Origin of the sequence: Geodermatophilus telluris, assembly GCF_900102745.1 — a bacterium.
Classification (GTDB): domain Bacteria; phylum Actinomycetota; class Actinomycetes; order Mycobacteriales; family Geodermatophilaceae; genus Geodermatophilus; species Geodermatophilus telluris.
Map to the genome: position 1 here is coordinate 176934 of NZ_FMZF01000001.1, position 15517 is coordinate 192450.

Below are 15517 nucleotides of genomic sequence, written 5' to 3' on the forward strand. Positions count from 1 at the left end.
ACAGCGCGGCGGCGGGAACCTCAGGCCGCGGGGCGCAGGCGCGGGGTCCGGCGGACGCCGAAAACCTCGCGCAGGGCCACCTTCGCGGCGTTGTCCCCGCAGGCGCCGTGCACCGCGGGACCGGGCGGGGTGGCCGAGGAGGCCAGGTACACGCCGTCGACCGGCGTCTTGTACGTGTTCCACCGCGGCACCGGGCGGAACAGCATCTGGCTCAGGGTCGCCTGGCCGTTGGAGATGTCCCCGCCGATGTACACCGGGTTCCACGCCTCCATCTGGACGGCGTTCTTGGTGACCCGGTCGACGATCGTGTCCTTGAAGCCGGGGGCGAACCGCTCGACCTGGTCCTCGATGGCCGCGGTCATGTCGACGTCGGAGCCGTGCGGCACGTGCACGTAGGCCCAGAACACGTGCCCGCCGGCGGGGGCGCGCGTCGGGTCGGGCACGGTCGGCTGGACGGCGAGCACGTACGGGCGCTCGGCGGCCCTCCCCTGGTTCGGGGCGCGCTCGCCGGCGATCGTCTCCTCGAGCGTCCCGGCGACGTGCAGCGTCCCGGCCCGCCGGACGTCGGGGTTGGTCCAGGGCACCGGCTCGGACAGGATCCAGTCGATCTTGAACACGCCCGCGCCGTGCTCGTACCGCCGCACCCACCGCCGGTAGCCCTCGTGCACCCGGTCGCCGGCCATCGACACGAACGCCTCGGGCGAGGTGTCCAGCAGCACCGCGGGGACGCCGTCGAACTCGCGCAGGTCGGTGACCAGGTGCCCGGTGACCACCTCGCCGCCCTGCTGCTCCAGTGCGGTGACCATGGCGTCGGCGAGGTTCTGCGACCCGCCCTCGACCAGCGGCCACCCGACGTGGTGGCCCAGCATCGTCAGCAGCATCCCGAGCGCGGAGGTCAGCGGCTGGCTGAGGTCGAGCATGCCGTGCGCGGCGGCCCCGCCCAGCAGGGCGCGGGCCTCCTCGGTCTCGAAGTACCGGTGCGCCAGCCAGCTCACGTTGGGCAGCCCGTTGAGCCCGAAGTTCACGATCTGCGGCACGCTGCGGGTCGGCGGCCGGCGCAGCGCCGAGGTGAGGAAGAACTCGACGACGTCCTGTCCGTGCTCGACCAGCGGCTCGAACAGCCGGCGGTAGGCCGCCCCGTCGGGCCCGAGCGCGTCCGCGGTCTCCTCCAGCGAGTGGTACTGGACCGCGGCCCGCCCGCCGTCGAGCGGGTGCGCGAAGTTGACCTCCGGCTGCACCAGCCGCACGCCGCGGCTGGGCAGGTCGAACTCGCGGAAGAACGGTGCGGCGGCGGCCATCGGCTGCACGATCGAGCAGACGTCGTGCCGGTACCCCGGCCGCATCAGCTCCTCGGTGCGCATGCCGCCGCCGGGCTTGTCGGCCTGCTCGACCACCTGCACGCGCAGGCCGGCGGCGGCCAGCCGGAGGGCGGCGGCCAGGCCGTTCGGCCCGGCTCCCACGACGACGGCATCGGGCTTCCCGTTCACCGGGCCATCCTCCCCGGCGCGGCCCGGAGCTGCGCGGTCACAGGGAGGCCAGGAGCCGGTCGGCCGCGCGGTAGGGGTCGGTCTCCCCCGCCACCACCTCGCCGGCCAGCGCGGCCAGCGCCGCGGAGCCGCGGACCTCGCCCATCCGCTCGCGCAGCCCGGCCAGCGCGATGGCCTCGATCTCCCGCGCGGCCCGCTCCGCACGCCGCCGGGCGCCCTCGCCGGAGGCCTCCAGCCAGCGGCGGTGCGCCCCGACCTCGGCCAGCACCCGGTCCACGCCCTCGTCGCGGGCGGCCACCGTGCGCAGGACCGGCGGACGCCAGGCGCCCGGCCCGGCGTGCCGCCCGCCCAGGGACTGGGCGTAGCGCAGGTCGCGCACGGTCTCGTCGGCGCCGTCGCGGTCGGCCTTGTTGACGACGAACACGTCGGCGACCTCGAGGATCCCGGCCTTGGCCGCCTGGATGCCGTCGCCCATCCCCGGCGCCACGAGCACCAGCGTGGTGTCGGCCAGCGAGGCGACCTCCAGCTCCGACTGCCCGACGCCGACCGTCTCCACCAGCACGACGTCGCACCCGGCCGCGTCGAGCACGCGCAGCGCCTGCGGGGTGGCCCAGGCCAGTCCGCCGAGGTGCCCGCGGGAGGCCATCGAGCGGATGAAGACGCCGGGGTCGCCGGCGTGGTCCTGCATGCGCACGCGGTCGCCGAGCAGCGCGCCGCCGGAGAAGGGCGAGGACGGGTCGACGGCGAGCACGCCCACCCGCCGGCCGGCCGCCCGCAGCGCGCGCACCAGCGCGGTGGTCGTCGTCGACTTGCCCACGCCGGGCGCCCCGGTCAGGCCGAGCACCTGCGCCCGGCCGGTGTGCGGGGCGAGCGCCGCGGCGACCTCGCGCAGCAACGGGCTGGCGTCCTCGACCAGCGAGATCAGCCGGGCCACCGCGCGCGCCTCGCCGTCCCGGGCGCGCGCGACCAGGTCGGGGACGTCGACGTGCCGGCGCCCCCGGCGCCCGAGGGGGGCGACGGGGGCGCCGGTCCGGACGGCGAGGCCGTCGGGGGTCACGCCCGGGCGGGCACGTGCAGGATCAGCGCGTCGCCCTGGCCGCCGCCGCCGCACAGGGCCGCGGCACCCACGCCGCCGCCGCGGCGGCGCAGCTCCAGCGCCACGTCGAGCACGATCCGGGCACCGCTCATGCCGATCGGGTGGCCCAGGGCGATCGCGCCGCCGTTGGGGTTGACCTTCTCCGGGTCGATCCCGAGCTCCTTGGTGGAGACCAGCGCGACGGCGGCGAAGGCCTCGTTGAACTCGACCAGGTCGAGGTCGGCCGGGTCGATGCCCTCCCGCTCGCAGGCCCGCTGCACCGCCCGCGAGGGCTGGCTCTGCAGGGTGGCGTCGGGCCCGGCGACGACGCCGTGGGCGCCGATCTCCGCGATCGGGGTGATGCCGAGCTCGGCGGCCTTCTCCGCGCTCATGACGACCACCGCGCAGGCGCCGTCGGAGATCTGCGAGGACGTGCCGGCGGTGATGGTCCCGTCCTTCGCGAAGGCCGGCTTGAGCCGCGCCAGCGTCTCGACCGTGGTGTCGGCGCGGACGCCCTCGTCGTCGCGGAACTCGATCGGGTCGCCCTTGCGCTGCGGGATGAGCACCGGGGCGATGGCCTCCTCGAAGATGCCGTTCTTCCCGGCGCGGGCGGCCTTCTGGTGGCTCTCGGCGGCGAAGGCGTCCTGCTCCTCGCGGGTGAGGTCGTAGCGGCTGTTGGCCTGCTCGGTCAGCGCGCCCATGGCGACCTGGTCGAAGGTGTCCGACAGCCCGTCGTGCGCCATCGCGTCGACCAGGGTGGCGTTGCCGTACTTGGTGCCGGTGCGCGAGCCGGGCAGCAGGTGCGGCGCCTGGGTCATCGACTCCTGCCCGCCGGCCACGACGACGTCGAACTCGCCGGCGCGGATGAGCTGGTCGGCCATCGCGATGGCGCTCAGGCCCGACAGGCAGACCTTGTTGATCGTGAGGGCCGGCACGGTCATCGGGATGCCGGCGGCGACGGCCGCGGGGCGGGCCGGGTTCTGCCCGGCACCGGCCTGCAGCACCTGGCCCATGATCACGTACTCGACCTGGTCGCCGGAGATGCCGGCCCGCTCGAGGGCCGCCTTGATGGCGACGGCGCCCAGGTCGGCCGCGGAGAAGTCCTTGAGCGAGCCGAGCAGTCGGCCCATCGGGGTCCGGGCGCCGCTGACGATGACCGAGCGGGACATGCTGCCTCCAGTGCCGGTCGCCGCCGCTGGCGACCGCGGGTCGGGCCGCGCCGGCACGGGACGTGCGGGTCGCGGCGAAAGGGCTGTCGATCAGGATAGATCGGTTCTCCAACCGGGTCGACGACGCCGAGGGCCGGTGACGCACGGCCGGGACGCGTGATCCGCGGGGCCACGGGACGCCGACGCCCCGTCCGCGTGATGCGCACCACACTGTGTAGGTCGTCTCAGACGTCTTGCGCCACCATGACGCGGTGACCGCCAACGACGCGACGCCTCCGGCCACGGGTCTGCCCGCCGAGCTGTTCACCACGATCGACCACGTCGGCATCGCCGTCCCCGACCTGGACGAGGCGATCGCCTTCTACGCGCAGGCCTTCGGCGTGCGGTCGGTGCACGAGGAGACCAACGAGGAGCAGGGCGTCCGCGAGGCCATGCTCGCCGTCGGTACCGGGGACACCCGCATCCAGCTGCTCGCCCCGCTGACCCCCGACTCCACGATCGCGAAGTTCATCGGCCGCTCGGGCCCCGGCCTGCAGCAGCTCGCCTTCCGGGTCGACGACGTCGAGGCGGTCAGCGCCACCCTGCGCGAGCGCGGCCTGCGGCTGCTCTACGACACCCCCCGGCGGGGGACGTCGGACAGCCGGGTCAACTTCGTCCACCCCAAGGACGCCGGCGGGGTCCTCGTCGAGCTCGTCGAGCCCGCGCGCACCGCCCACTGAGACCCGGGCGCCGGGATCCGGTCCCCGGCGCCGGGGCGTCGGTTACCAGTCGGTAACCTGCCGCCGCACGGCCCCTCCGCCCTCCGAGCCGACGAAGACCCGGGAGACACCGTGGACGCCATCAGGGACGCCATCCTCGCCGACCAGCTCACCGACATCGCCGGCCTGCCGGTGCCCGAGAGCTACCGGGCGGTGCTGGTGCGCAAGGACGAGCAGGACATGTTCGCCGGGATGCCCACCAAGGACAAGGACCCGCGCAAGTCGCTGCACGTCGAGGAGGTGCCCACCCCCGAGCTCGGCCCGGGCGAGGCGATCGTCGCCGTGATGGCCTCCTCGGTGAACTACAACACCGTCTGGACGTCGATCTTCGAGCCGGTGTCCACCTTCGGGTTCCTCGAGCGCTACGGCCGGCAGAACGACCTCACCAGGCGGCACGACCTCCCGTACCACGTGGTCGGCTCCGACCTGGCCGGCGTGGTGCTGCGGGTGGGCCCCGGGGTGAACAAGTGGAAGCCCGGCGACGAGGTGGTGGCGCACTGCCTGTCGGTGGAGCTGGAGGACCCGGCCGGCCACGACGACACGATGATGGACCCCCAGCAGCGCATCTGGGGCTTCGAGACCAACTTCGGCGGCCTCGCCGAGCTCGCCCTGGTCAAGTCCAACCAGCTGATGCCCAAGCCGGCGCACCTGTCCTGGGAGGAGGCCGCCGCACCCGGGCTGGTCAACTCCACCGCCTACCGGCAGCTGGTCTCCCGCAACGGCGCGGGGATGAAGCAGGGCGACGTCGTCCTCATCTGGGGCGCCTCCGGCGGGCTGGGGTCCTACGCCACCCAGATGGCGCTCAACGGCGGCGCCATCCCCGTCTGCGTGGTGAGCAGCCCGGAGAAGGCCGACATCGTGCGGCGGATGGGTGCCGAGCTGGTCATCGACCGCTCCGCGGAGGGCTACCGGTTCTGGAAGGACGAGGACACCCAGGACCCGAAGGAGTGGCAGCGGTTCGGCAAGCGGATCCGCGAGCTGACCGGCGGCGACGACGTCGACATCGTCTTCGAGCACCCCGGCCGGGAGACCTTCGGCGCCAGCGTCTACGTCGCCAAGAAGGGCGGCACGATCGTCACCTGCGCCTCCACCAGCGGCTACATGCACTCCTACGACAACCGCTACCTCTGGATGAACCTCAAGCGGATCGTCGGGTCGCACTTCGCCAACTACAAGGAGGCGTGGGAGGCCAACCGGCTCATCGACCGCGGCCTGATCCACCCGACCCTGTCCAAGACCTACGCCATGGACGAGGTCGGCCAGGCCGCCTGCGACGTGAAGAACAACGCCCACCAGGGCAAGGTCGGCGTGCTCACCCTCGCCCCCGCCGAGGGGCTCGGGGTCAAGGACGCCGAGAAGCGGGAGAAGCACCTCGCCGCGATCAACCGCTTCCGCGGCGTGTGAGGCACCCGGCCCCCGGTCCGCGCGGACCGGGGGCCGGTGCGCGCCGCCGTCCGGGACGCGGTGCTCCCGGTGCACACGCTGACGTCCCCCTCCCGACTCTGCGAGGATGGACCGCATGACCGATCCCCGCCGCGACCTGCTGCCGATGCGCGAGGCCCAGCACTCGTTCGACGTGGTGCTGCGGGGCTACGACCGCCACCAGGTGGCCGAGACCATCGAGCGCCTCGAGGCCGACATCCGCGTCGCGCTGGCCGACCGGGACGCCGCGGCCAGCCGCTCGACCGACCTGGCCGGGCAGCTCTCGGCCATGCACGCCGAGATCGAACAGCTGCGCCGCAAGGCCGCCAACGCCGGCCCGGCCACCTTCGAGAACATGAGCGAGCGCATCTCGCACATGCTGCGGCTGGCCGAGGAGGAGGCCGCCGACATCCGCGGCCAGGCCGAGCAGGAGGCCCGCGCGCTGCGCGAGCACACCGCTGCCGAGGAGCGGGCGATGCTCGAGCGCCAGGCGGCCGGTCGCGCCGAGGTCGAGCACGTCCTCGCCGAGGCGCGGCAGAACGCCGAGCAGATCGCCAGCAAGGCGCAGATCCGCGCCGACGAGCTGGTGGCCAAGGCGCAGGAGAAGGTCGCCCGGCTCGACGCCGAGTCGCAGGCCCGCCGCGCCAAGGTCGAGGAGGACTTCGAGATCGCCCAGCGCGCCCGCCGCGCCGACGCCGCCCGGGCCGAGGAGGAGCGCGAGCGCGCGTCGGTCCAGGCCGCCCGGGAGCGGGTCGCCGCGGCCGAGGCGCACGCGGCCCGCGTCGTCGGCGAGGCGGAGGCGTCCGCCGCCGCCGTCCGGCGGGTGCGCGACGAGCTCACCGCGCGCCTCGCCGAGGCCCGTCGCGTGCTCTCCGCGCTGCCCGACCTCGGCGACCGCCCGCAGCCGGGTGGCCGGCCGGCCGCGCCGCCGCAGGGCACCCCGCAGGAGCCGCCGGCGGCGCGCCGTGCCGCCGAGGGCCCCGGCGACGGCCGGACCGCGCCCGCGCCGACCGGGCCCCAGACCGCCATCCAACCCGTGGCGGGGCCGCCGACCGGCATGCAGCGGGTCGTGGGCCCGCAGACCGGTGGTCAGCCGGCGCCGCCGCGCCCGGCCGCGCAGCCGCGGCCGGCGGAGGGCCCGGCCGGGGGCGGGGAGGCCGCGGCCGCCCGCCAGCCCACCCGGCCGCCGGCGCCGCCCACCCAGCCGGCCGTGCAGCCCCCCGCGCAGCAGGAGTCGCCGGCCGCGCAGACCCAGCAGATCCGGCCGGTGTCCGCACCGGACCAGGACGGCGCCGCCTCCGGAGGGCAGGGCCGGCACGCCGGGCCCCCCACCGGGTCGGGGCGCGCGGCGACCGCCGAGCAGGCGGCCGTGGACCCCGCCTCCGACGGACCCTCGACGAAGGTGCAGCCCGCCGTCGGCCCGGGCTCCCCGTCCGACACCGGCGGCCAGCCCGCCGTCCCCGGGCACCGCTGACCGCCTCCCCGCGGCGGCACCGCGGACGCTGCGCAGCGGAGGACCGGTGACGGCGACACGGCTGGCGGCGGCCGGCCGGCTCCTGGCGGTGACCGCGCTGACGGCGGCCGCGCTGGCGTGCCCGGCGCCGGCGGCCCGCGCCGCCGAGGGCGGCCTGCTGCGGCTGGCGCACCTCTCCCCCGACACCCCGGCCGTCGACGTCTACGTCGACCCGGTCGCCGCCCCGGGCGACGAGCGGGTCGTCCCCGCCGTCGCCTACGGCACGGTGTCGGACTACCAGGACGTCCCGCCCGGGAGCTACGCGGTCAGCGTGCGGCCGGTCGGTGCCGACCCGGCGACCCCGCCGGTGCTGTCCGCCACCGTGCAGGTCGACGCCGACAGCGCCCGCACCGTGGCCGGCGTCGGCACGTTCGCCGACCTCGGCCTCGAGGTGCTCGACGACGACCTGACGCCGCCGGCCGCCGGGAGCGCCCGTCTGCGGGTCGTCGCCGCGGCCGCCGGGGCGCCGACCCTCGACGTCGCCGTCCCCGGCGGCCCGGTGCTGGCCACCGGCCTGGCCTTCACCGACACGAGCGCCTACCTCGACGTCCCGGCCGGCGCGACGGCCCTCACGGTGACCCCGGCCGGCGGCCCGGCCACCGAGCTGCCCGTGGAGCTGACCGCGGGCTCGATCCACAGCGTGCTGGTGCTCGACCGCCCCGGCGGCGGGCTGGCCGTGCGGACGGTCCTGGACGCCGCCGGTCCCGGCGTCGTCCCGGCCGGTGGCGTGGAGGCGGGCGCGGGCGGCACCGCCGACGACGGCCTGCCGCTGCCCGCGGTGGCCGGCGCGGTGCTCGTCTGGGCGGCGACGCGGACGGGTGCCGGCCGCCGCCGGCACGGGGCGCGGCCCGGGCCACGGTGAGCGGGCCGCGCGCCCGCGGCCCGCGCCTCGGGACCCCGGGCGCGCTCCGGCTGCTCCTCGCCGTCGTCGCCGCCGGAGCCGGCACGGTCGCCCTGCTGGACCCCGGCGGGTCCGCGCCGGCCGCCGCGCGGGCTGTGGAGACGCCGGCACCCGTGGTCGCGGTCGAGCAGGCCCTCGCTCACTCCGCGCCCCCCAGCCGCCTCCGGGTGCCGGCGATCGGCGTGGACACCGCGCTGGCCGACCTCGGCCTGGACGCGGCGGGCGCCCTGGCGGCGCCTGCCGACCCCGACCGGGCCGGGTGGTTCGCCCGCGGCACCGTGCCCGGCGACGTCGGCCCGGCCGTGCTCGCCGGGCACGTGGACTCCGTGGACGGCCCCGCGGTGTTCGCCCGGCTGCGCGAGCTCGTCCCGGGCGACGAGGTGCTCGTCGACCGCGCCGACGGGACCACCGCCCGCTTCCGGGTCACCGACGTCGAGCGGCACCGGAAGGACGCCTTCCCGACCGAGGCGGTCTACGGCCCCACCGCCGATCCCCAGCTGCGGCTGGTCACCTGCGGCGGCGACTTCGACCGCTCGGTTCGCAGCTACGAGGACAACGTGGTGGTCTTCGCGCAGATGGCGTAGTCGTTCCGGTCAGGGGCCTCCCTGCAGGGGCCCGCCGCGAGCCTGCGAGCGGTGGGGGGCAGGGTGGTCCTCCATCTAGCGGCGGTGACCGCGGGCGCGCCAGCAGGCGGCGTGCCAGTGCCGGCGCAGGTCGGCGGCCGAGTCGGTGTCCCAGGGGTCGAGGTCGGAGGCGCGGGCGTAGGCCGGCCAGGTGACCAGGTGCGGCGTCCCGGGCCGGATCTCCTGGTCACAGCCCGGGCAGCGGTAGGGCTTGGTGCTGGCCGCCCCGGTCAGCGACCGGACCACCCAGTCGCCGTCGGCGGCCTCCTCCACCGTCTCGGGTCGACGCGACAGCGGGGGGCGGCCGGCCGGCCGCCCCCCGCTGCTCCGTCGTCCCCGGCGGGGCACCTCAGTGCCGGGAGTGGTCCCGGAACCCGCGGCCGGTCTTGCGGCCGAGGTACCCGGCGGTGACCAGGTGCTCGAGCAGCGGCGCGGGCGCGAAGCCGGGCTCGCGGAACTCGGTGTAGAGCTCGCGCTCGATCGCCAGCGACACGTCCAGGCCGACGACGTCGAGCAGCTCGAAGGGGCCCATCGGGTAGCCGCAGCCCACCTTCATCGCCGCGTCGATGTCGTCGGCGGTCGCGTAGTGCGCCTCGAGCATCTTCACCGCGTCGTTGAGGTAGGGGAACAGCAGGGCGTTGACGATGAACCCGGCGCGGTCCGAGCACGACACCGCGTGCTTGCCGAGCTGCGCGCAGACGGCGTGCGCGGTGGCCGCGACGTCGGGCGCGGTGGCGATGGTGCTGACCACCTCGACCAGCTTCATCACCGGCGCCGGGTTGAAGAAGTGCAGGCCGACCACGTCGCCGGGGCGCTCGCTGGCCTTGGCGCACTCGATGACCGGCAGGCTCGACGTCGTCGTCGCGAGGACCGCGCCGGGCTTGGCGATCTCGCCCAGCGCGGCGAACAGCGCCTGCTTGACCGGCAGCGACTCGACGACGGCCTCGATCACCAGGTCGCGGTCGGCGAACTCGTCCAGGGACGTCGTCCCGCGGACCCGGCCCAGCACCTCGTCGCGGCCGGCCTCGTCGAGCCGGCCGCGGGCGACCTGCTTGTCCAGGGAGCGGCGCAGCGCGGTGAGGACCGCCTCGACCTTCTCCGGGGAGCGCGCCTGGAACAGCGTGTCGAAGCCGCCCTTGGCGACCACCTCGATGATGCCGGTGGCCATGGTCCCCGAGCCGACGACGCCCACCGTGGCGACCGGGCGGGCGCCCTCGGCGGCGCCGCCGGGGACGGGGGTCTGCTCGTCGGGCACGACCTCGGCGGAGTCGCGGCCGGCGTAGGTGTAGAAGCCGCGGCCGGACTTCCGGCCCAGCAGCCCCGCCGTCATCATCTGCTTGATGATCGGGCTGGGCGCGTGCAGCCGGTCGCGCGACTGCTTGTACATCGTGTCGAGGATCTCGTAGGCGGTGTCGATGCCGATGAGGTCCATGAGCGCCAGCGGGCCCATCGGCAGGCCGCAGCCCAGCCGCATGGCCGCGTCGAGGTCCTCGCGGCTGGCGTAGCGGTTCTCGTACATGGCCACCGCGTGGTTGAGGTAGCCGAACAGCAGCGCGTTGGCGATGAAGCCGGCCTTGTCGCCGATGGTGACGTCGACCTTGCCCAGCCGGGCGGCCAGCGCCTCGACGTCCTCGATGACCGACGGCTCGGTGACGACGGTCCGCACCACCTCGACCAGTTTCATGACCGGCGCCGGGTTGAAGAAGTGCATCCCGATGACCTTGCTCGGCCGGCCGGTGGCCACCGACAGCTCGGTCACCGACAGGCTGGAGGTGTTGGTCGCGAGGATGGTGTCCGGCGGGCAGATCTTGTCCAGCTGCGCGAACAGCTCGGTCTTGAGCTCCATCCGCTCGGGGACGGCCTCGACCACGAGCTCGGCCTGCGCCAGGTCCTCGAGCGCCGTGCTGAACCGGATCCGCCCGAGGATCGCGTCCCGCTCGCCGGCCTCCAGCTTGCCGCGCGCCACCGCGCGCCCGGTGGAGTGCTCGACGTGCGCGCGGCCCCGGGCCAGCGCCTCGTCGCCGATCTCCACGGCGGTCACCGACAGGCCCGCGCGGGCCAGCACCTCGGCGATGCCGGCACCCATGGTGCCCAGCCCCACCACGCCGACCTCGGTCAGTTCTCTGGCCACGCTGCCATCCCTCCACGACGGATCGTCGGCGACGAGTCTCTCACCACGCCGGCCCCGTCCTTCAGAAGAGGCGCTGGGTGGGGTCGTCGGTCCCCTTGAGGACGGCGTAGTCGACGGTCACGCAGTCGATGCCCCGGTCGTGCGCCAGCACCCGCGCCTGGGGCTTGATCTCCTGGGCGGCGAAGACGCCCTTGACCGGCGCCAGCAGCGGGTCGCGGTTGAGCAGCTCGAGGTAGCGGGTCAGCTGCTCGACGCCGTCGATCTCGCCGCGCCGCTTGATCTCGACCGCCACGGTGGCGCCGTCGGCGTCGCGGCAGAGCAGGTCCACCGGGCCGATCGCGGTCGGGTACTCCCGGCGCACCAGCGACCAGCCCGCGCCGAAGGTCTCCACGTGCAGGGCCAGCAGCCGCTGCAGCTCGGCCTCGACGCCGTCCTTCTGCAGGCCGGGGTCGACGCCGAGCTCGTGGGTGGAGTCGTGCTCGACCGACTCGATGGTGATGACCAGCTGCTCACCGGCCTTGTTCGTGACCGTCCAGGTGCCCGCCCGCCCGTCGGGGGTGTCGACCAGCTCGTCCTTGAGCGTGCAGGGCGGCGTCATCCAGTTCAGCGGCTTGTAGGCGCGGTCGTCGGCGTGCACCGACACCGAGCCGTCGGCCTTGACCAGCAGCAGCCGGTTGGCCATGGGCAGGTGGGCGGTCAGCCGCCCGATGTAGTCGACCGAGCAGCGGGCGATGACCAGACGCACGGGCGCCGACGGTACCGGTCCGGTCACGACGGGAACCGCCGAGCCGGGCCGGGCGTCGCAGGACCGTGAGGAGGACGCGTCCCGGCCGGGTCCTCGGCGGCGTCCTGCTGCTGGCGCTCACCGCGGCCTGCGCGACGGGCCCGGGCGACACCGGGACGCCGGCGCCGGAGCCCGCGCCGCTGCCCGCCGGGCTGGTGCTGCAGGTGGCGCACACCGGCGGGTACACCACCCCCGAGGAGCTGGCCACCCGGTTGCCGGTGGTCACCGTCTACGGCGACGGTCGGGTGCTCACCCCGGGCCCGCAGATCGCGATCTGGCCGGCGCCGGCGCTGCCGAACGTGCAGGTGCAGCAGGTCGACGCCGGCACGGTCCGTGAGCTGGTCGAGCAGGCGGTGGCCGCGGGCGTGACCGGCAGCGGCGACCTCGGGCAGCCGCCGCTGGCCGACGCGACGACGACCCGCTTCACGCTGGTCACCGACGAGGGCACCGCCGTCCGGGAGGTCTACGCCCTGGCCGAGACGCCCGACGACACGGTCACCCCCGAGCAGGCCGGGGCGCGGGGCCGGCTGCGCGACCTGGTCGACGCGCTCACCGGCCTGCCCGCCTCCGGCGAGCCCTACGTGCCGCAGACCGTGGCCGCCGTCGTGCAGCCGCACACCGGCGGCGACCCCGAGCTGCCGCAGCCCGACGTCGCCTGGCCCGGACCGGCACTGCCCGGCGCCTCGGTCGGCGCCGGACTGACCTGCGTGAGCGCCACTGGGCAGCAGGCCGCCGACGTGCTCGCCGCGGCCGCGACGGCGAACGCGCTCACCCCCTGGGTGACACCTGACGGCGGCCGCTGGTCGATCGCCCTCCGCCCCGTGCTGCCGCACGAGTCGGGCTGCACGGACCTGGGCTAGTCGGTCCAGACGGGCGCGCGCTTCTCCAGGAAGGAGCGCATGCCCTCGCGGGCGCCGTCGAGCTGGCTGGTCGCGGCCATGACCTCGACGGCGGTGGTGTAGGCGTCCCGCTCGGGCCGGTCGAGCTGGGCGTACATCGTCTGCTTGCCGATCGCCTTGCTCGCCCGCGAGCCCCGGATCGCCCGGCCCAGGAGGTCGTCGACGGCGGCGTCGAGCTCGTCGTCGGGGACCACCCGGTTGACCAGGCCCCAGTCCAGCGCGGTGCGCGCGTCGATGACGTCGCCGGTGAGCGCCAGCTCCATCGCGCGCTTGCGGCCCACGTTGCGCGCGACGGCGACCATCGGCGTGTGGCAGAACCAGCCGCCCTTGCCGCCGGGCGCGGCGAACCCGGCCGACTCCGCGGCGACGGCGAGGTCGCAGGACGCGACGAGCTGGCAGCCGGCGGCGGTGGCCAGCGCGTGCACCCGGGCCAGCACCACCTGCGGCACCGACTGGATCGCCTCCATGAGCTCGGTGCACAGCGCCAGCAGGCTGCGCACCTCCGGCAGCGGCCGGTCGACGACGTCGGCGAAGTCGTGGCCGGCGCTGAACACCGGCCCCTCGGCGGCGAGCACGATGCCCGCGGCGTCCGAGCGGCCGACCTCGGTCACGGCCTCGAGCAGCTGGCCCAGGTGCTCCCGGGACAGCGCGTTGCGCCGGGCGGGCCGGCACAGGGTGATGCGGACGACGTCGCCGTCGCGCTCGACGCGCGGCGCTCCCTCGGCACTCATGTGGCCGACCTCACCACGCCCCCCACCCGTCCGGCAACGCACGCTGGGGACGTGCAGCCCGAGGACGTCACCGACACCGCCCCCCGCGCCGCCGGCCGGACGCTGTTCAGCCAGGGCTGGCGCGACGTCGCCTTCCTGCACTGGGCCGTCGACCCCGCGCTGGTCGCGCCGCTGCTGCCGCCGGGGACCTCCCCGGACGTGCACGACGGCCGCAGCTGGGTGGGGCTGGTGCCCTTCCGGATGCGCCGCATCGGGGTGCTGGGCTCCCCCGGCCTGCCCTGGGTCGGGTCGTTCCTGGAGACCAACGTGCGGCTGTACTCGGTGGACGCCCGCGGCCGCCGCGGCGTGGTCTTCCGGTCGCTGGACGCCGACCGGCTGCTGCCCGTCCTGGTCGCCCGCGCGGCCGGCCTGCCCTACCTGTGGTCGCGCATGCGGTTCGCCCGCGACGGCGACCGGCTGGTCTACACCTCCCGCCGGCGCTGGCCGGGTCCCCGGGGCGCCGGCGGCCGGGTCGAGGTGCGGGTGGGCCCGCCGCTGGCCGACCCCGACCCGCTGGAGCGGTTCCTCACCGGCCGCTGGGGTCTGCACGAGACCGTCCTCGGCCGCACGTACTACTGGCCTAACGAGCACCCGGCCTGGCCGCTGCACCGCGCCGAGCTCCTGACCTGGGACGGCGACCTGCTCGCCGCGGCCGGGCTGCCCGGGGTCGGCGGCCCGCCCGACAGCGTGCTGTTCTCCCCGGGCGTCGACGTCCGCTTCGGCCCGCCCGCCTGACGCACGGCGACGTTCCGCAACCCCTTGGGTACCGCCGCCGCAGCCGGGAGGATGCCCGGGTGACCGCAGCCCCGGCGACCCGGCCCACCACCACCGAGGACGGCGACTGGGTGCACCGGCTGCTCGACCTCGCCCGCGACCGGCTGGGGATGGACATCGCCTGGCTGTCGGTGTTCACCGAGGACCGCCAGCAGCTCACCCGGGCCACCGGCGACCTCGCGTCGATGCACGTCGCGGAGGGCATGTCGCTGCCGCTGGAGGAGTCCTTCTGCGTGCGGGTGCTCTCCGGGCAGCTGCCTCCGTTGATCACCGCGGCCGACCGCAACCCGGCCACCCGCGACCTGCCGGTCACCCGGCAGCTGGGGATCGGCTCCTACGTCGGCGCTCCGGTGCGCGCCTCCGACCGCCGCCCGGTCGGCATGCTCTGCTGCCTGAGCCGCGAGCCGGGCGAGCAGCTCGACGGGTCGGCCGTGCGCACGGTCGAGATGCTCGCCGAGCTGCTCGGTGACCACCTCGCCGCCGAGCAGCTGGCCGAGAGCGAGCTCGCCGCCCGGCGCACCCGCGTCCTGGACGTCCTGCACCGGCGGACGGTGACCACCGCCCTCCAGCCGGTGGTGGACATGCGCACCGGCGAGGTCGTGGGCCACGAGGCGCTGTCCCGCTTCCCCGGGCGGGAGCAGGGCCCCGCGACCCTGTTCTCCGACGCGGCGGCCGTCGGCCTCGGCGTGGAGCTGGAGATCCTGGCGGTGCGCACGGCGCTGGAGACGGCGGCCCGGCTGCCCCGCGGCCTGCCGCTGGCGGTCAACCTCTCCCCACAGGCGCTGCTGACCCCCGAGGTCGGCGAGCTGCTGGTGCGGGCCGCCGCCGGCACCAGGCTGACGGTCGAGGTCACCGAGCACAGCCCGATCGAGGACTACGCGGCCGTGCTAACCGCGCTCGAGCCGCTGCGCCGGGCCGGCATCGGGCTGGGCGTGGACGACGCGGGCGCCGGCTACGCCAGCCTGCGGCACATCCTGCGACTGCGCCCGGACACCATCAAGCTGGACATCGCGCTGGTCAGCCGGGTCGACGCCGACCCCGCCCGCCAGGCGATGACCGCCGCGCTGGTCGCCTTCTCCGGCGAGACCGGCGCCGCGCTCGTCGCCGAGGGCGTGGAGACCCCGGGCGAGCGCGACGCGCTGCTCGCCCGCGGCGTCCGGCTCGGCCAGGGTCACCTCTTCGGCCGGCCGGCGGTGCCACCCGCCGGGTGA

15 protein-coding genes are annotated in these 15517 nt (G+C 75.8%); 8 read left to right on the forward strand and 7 right to left on the reverse strand.

Features of this window, described 5'->3' with window-relative positions; genetic code table 11:
- Positions 1-20: 20 nt before the first annotated feature.
- From BLQ97_RS00840 to BLQ97_RS00850, 3 genes are read right to left on the reverse strand one after another with little or no spacing between them, the layout of a single operon-like run.
- Positions 21-1487: a phytoene desaturase family protein gene (locus BLQ97_RS00840; protein ID WP_091362448.1), complete on the reverse strand. Its 1467-nt coding sequence runs from the start codon at positions 1485-1487 to the stop codon at positions 21-23.
- A 37-nt stretch (positions 1488-1524) separates the two neighbouring features.
- Positions 1525-2544, reverse strand: a complete 1020-nt coding sequence (gene meaB / locus BLQ97_RS00845; RefSeq protein WP_091362449.1) for a methylmalonyl Co-A mutase-associated GTPase MeaB — start codon at positions 2542-2544, stop codon at positions 1525-1527.
- Positions 2541-3731 carry an acetyl-CoA C-acetyltransferase gene (locus tag BLQ97_RS00850; protein WP_091362450.1) on the reverse strand — a complete coding sequence of 397 codons (1191 nt, stop codon included), beginning with the start codon at positions 3729-3731 and terminating at the stop codon, positions 2541-2543. The genes meaB and BLQ97_RS00850 overlap by 4 nt, the downstream gene beginning before the upstream one ends.
- Positions 3732-3982: 251 nt before the next feature.
- Between BLQ97_RS00850 and mce the strand changes: the two genes are divergently transcribed.
- From mce to BLQ97_RS00875, 5 genes are all read left to right on the forward strand, one after another.
- A complete protein-coding gene (gene mce, locus BLQ97_RS00855) occupies positions 3983-4450 on the forward strand; it encodes a methylmalonyl-CoA epimerase (RefSeq protein ID WP_091362451.1) in 468 nt (155 codons plus the stop codon).
- 111 nt (positions 4451-4561) lie between these two features.
- Entirely contained in the window at positions 4562-5893 is a 1332-nt protein-coding gene (gene ccrA / locus BLQ97_RS00860; protein WP_091362452.1) for a crotonyl-CoA carboxylase/reductase, read from the forward strand.
- A 115-nt stretch (positions 5894-6008) separates the two neighbouring features.
- Positions 6009-7385, forward strand: a complete 1377-nt coding sequence (locus BLQ97_RS00865) for a hypothetical protein (protein ID WP_091362453.1) — start codon at positions 6009-6011, stop codon at positions 7383-7385.
- 46 nt (positions 7386-7431) lie between these two features.
- On the forward strand, positions 7432-8286 hold the full coding sequence (locus BLQ97_RS00870) for a DUF4397 domain-containing protein (protein ID WP_245691697.1): 855 nt from the start codon (positions 7432-7434) through the stop codon (positions 8284-8286).
- Complete coding sequence (locus BLQ97_RS00875) at positions 8283-8909, forward strand: class F sortase (protein WP_217637002.1); 627 nt, start codon at positions 8283-8285, stop codon at positions 8907-8909. The genes BLQ97_RS00870 and BLQ97_RS00875 overlap by 4 nt, the downstream gene beginning before the upstream one ends.
- Positions 8910-8984: 75 nt before the next feature.
- On the opposite strand, the gene BLQ97_RS00880 is transcribed toward BLQ97_RS00875, so the two are convergent.
- The 3 genes from BLQ97_RS00880 to nucS all read right to left on the reverse strand — a co-directional run bounded on the left by BLQ97_RS00880 (position 8985) and on the right by nucS (position 11824).
- The gene (locus BLQ97_RS00880; protein WP_245691698.1) at positions 8985-9221 is read right to left on the reverse strand and encodes a hypothetical protein; all 237 of its coding nucleotides are present in this window, start codon (positions 9219-9221) and stop codon (positions 8985-8987) included.
- A gap of 76 nt (positions 9222-9297) precedes the next feature.
- Positions 9298-11079, reverse strand: coding sequence for a 3-hydroxyacyl-CoA dehydrogenase family protein (locus BLQ97_RS00885; RefSeq protein ID WP_091362454.1), 1782 nt, complete (start codon positions 11077-11079; stop codon positions 9298-9300).
- Positions 11080-11140: 61 nt separating this feature from the next.
- Positions 11141-11824, reverse strand: coding sequence for an endonuclease NucS (nucS, locus tag BLQ97_RS00890; RefSeq protein ID WP_091362455.1), 684 nt, complete (start codon positions 11822-11824; stop codon positions 11141-11143).
- A gap of 65 nt (positions 11825-11889) precedes the next feature.
- Here nucS and BLQ97_RS00895 point away from each other — a divergent pair, with 65 nt between their 5' ends.
- A complete protein-coding gene (locus tag BLQ97_RS00895; protein WP_091362456.1) occupies positions 11890-12723 on the forward strand; it encodes a hypothetical protein in 834 nt (277 codons plus the stop codon).
- Here BLQ97_RS00895 and BLQ97_RS00900 read toward each other — a convergent pair.
- Positions 12720-13493 carry an enoyl-CoA hydratase-related protein gene (locus BLQ97_RS00900; RefSeq protein ID WP_091362457.1) on the reverse strand — a complete coding sequence of 258 codons (774 nt, stop codon included), beginning with the start codon at positions 13491-13493 and terminating at the stop codon, positions 12720-12722. The genes BLQ97_RS00895 and BLQ97_RS00900 overlap by 4 nt on opposite strands.
- 51 nt (positions 13494-13544) lie before the next feature.
- Here BLQ97_RS00900 and BLQ97_RS00905 point away from each other — a divergent pair, with 51 nt between their 5' ends.
- Positions 13545-14267, forward strand: a complete 723-nt coding sequence (locus tag BLQ97_RS00905; RefSeq protein ID WP_091362458.1) for a YqjF family protein — start codon at positions 13545-13547, stop codon at positions 14265-14267.
- Between the two features lie 59 nt (positions 14268-14326).
- Positions 14327-15517: a sensor domain-containing phosphodiesterase gene (locus BLQ97_RS00910; protein ID WP_091362459.1), complete on the forward strand. Its 1191-nt coding sequence runs from the start codon at positions 14327-14329 to the stop codon at positions 15515-15517.

What these genes read in the sequence shown, in the direction of transcription:
- BLQ97_RS00850 (WP_091362450.1), bottom strand. Translation starts at nt 3,731, where the DNA reads ATGTCCCGCTCGGTCATCGTCAGCGGCGCCCGGACCCCGATGGGCCGA.
- BLQ97_RS00865 (WP_091362453.1), top strand. Translation starts at nt 6,009, where the DNA reads ATGACCGATCCCCGCCGCGACCTGCTGCCGATGCGCGAGGCCCAGCAC.
- BLQ97_RS00900 (WP_091362457.1), bottom strand. Translation starts at nt 13,493, where the DNA reads ATGAGTGCCGAGGGAGCGCCGCGCGTCGAGCGCGACGGCGACGTCGTC.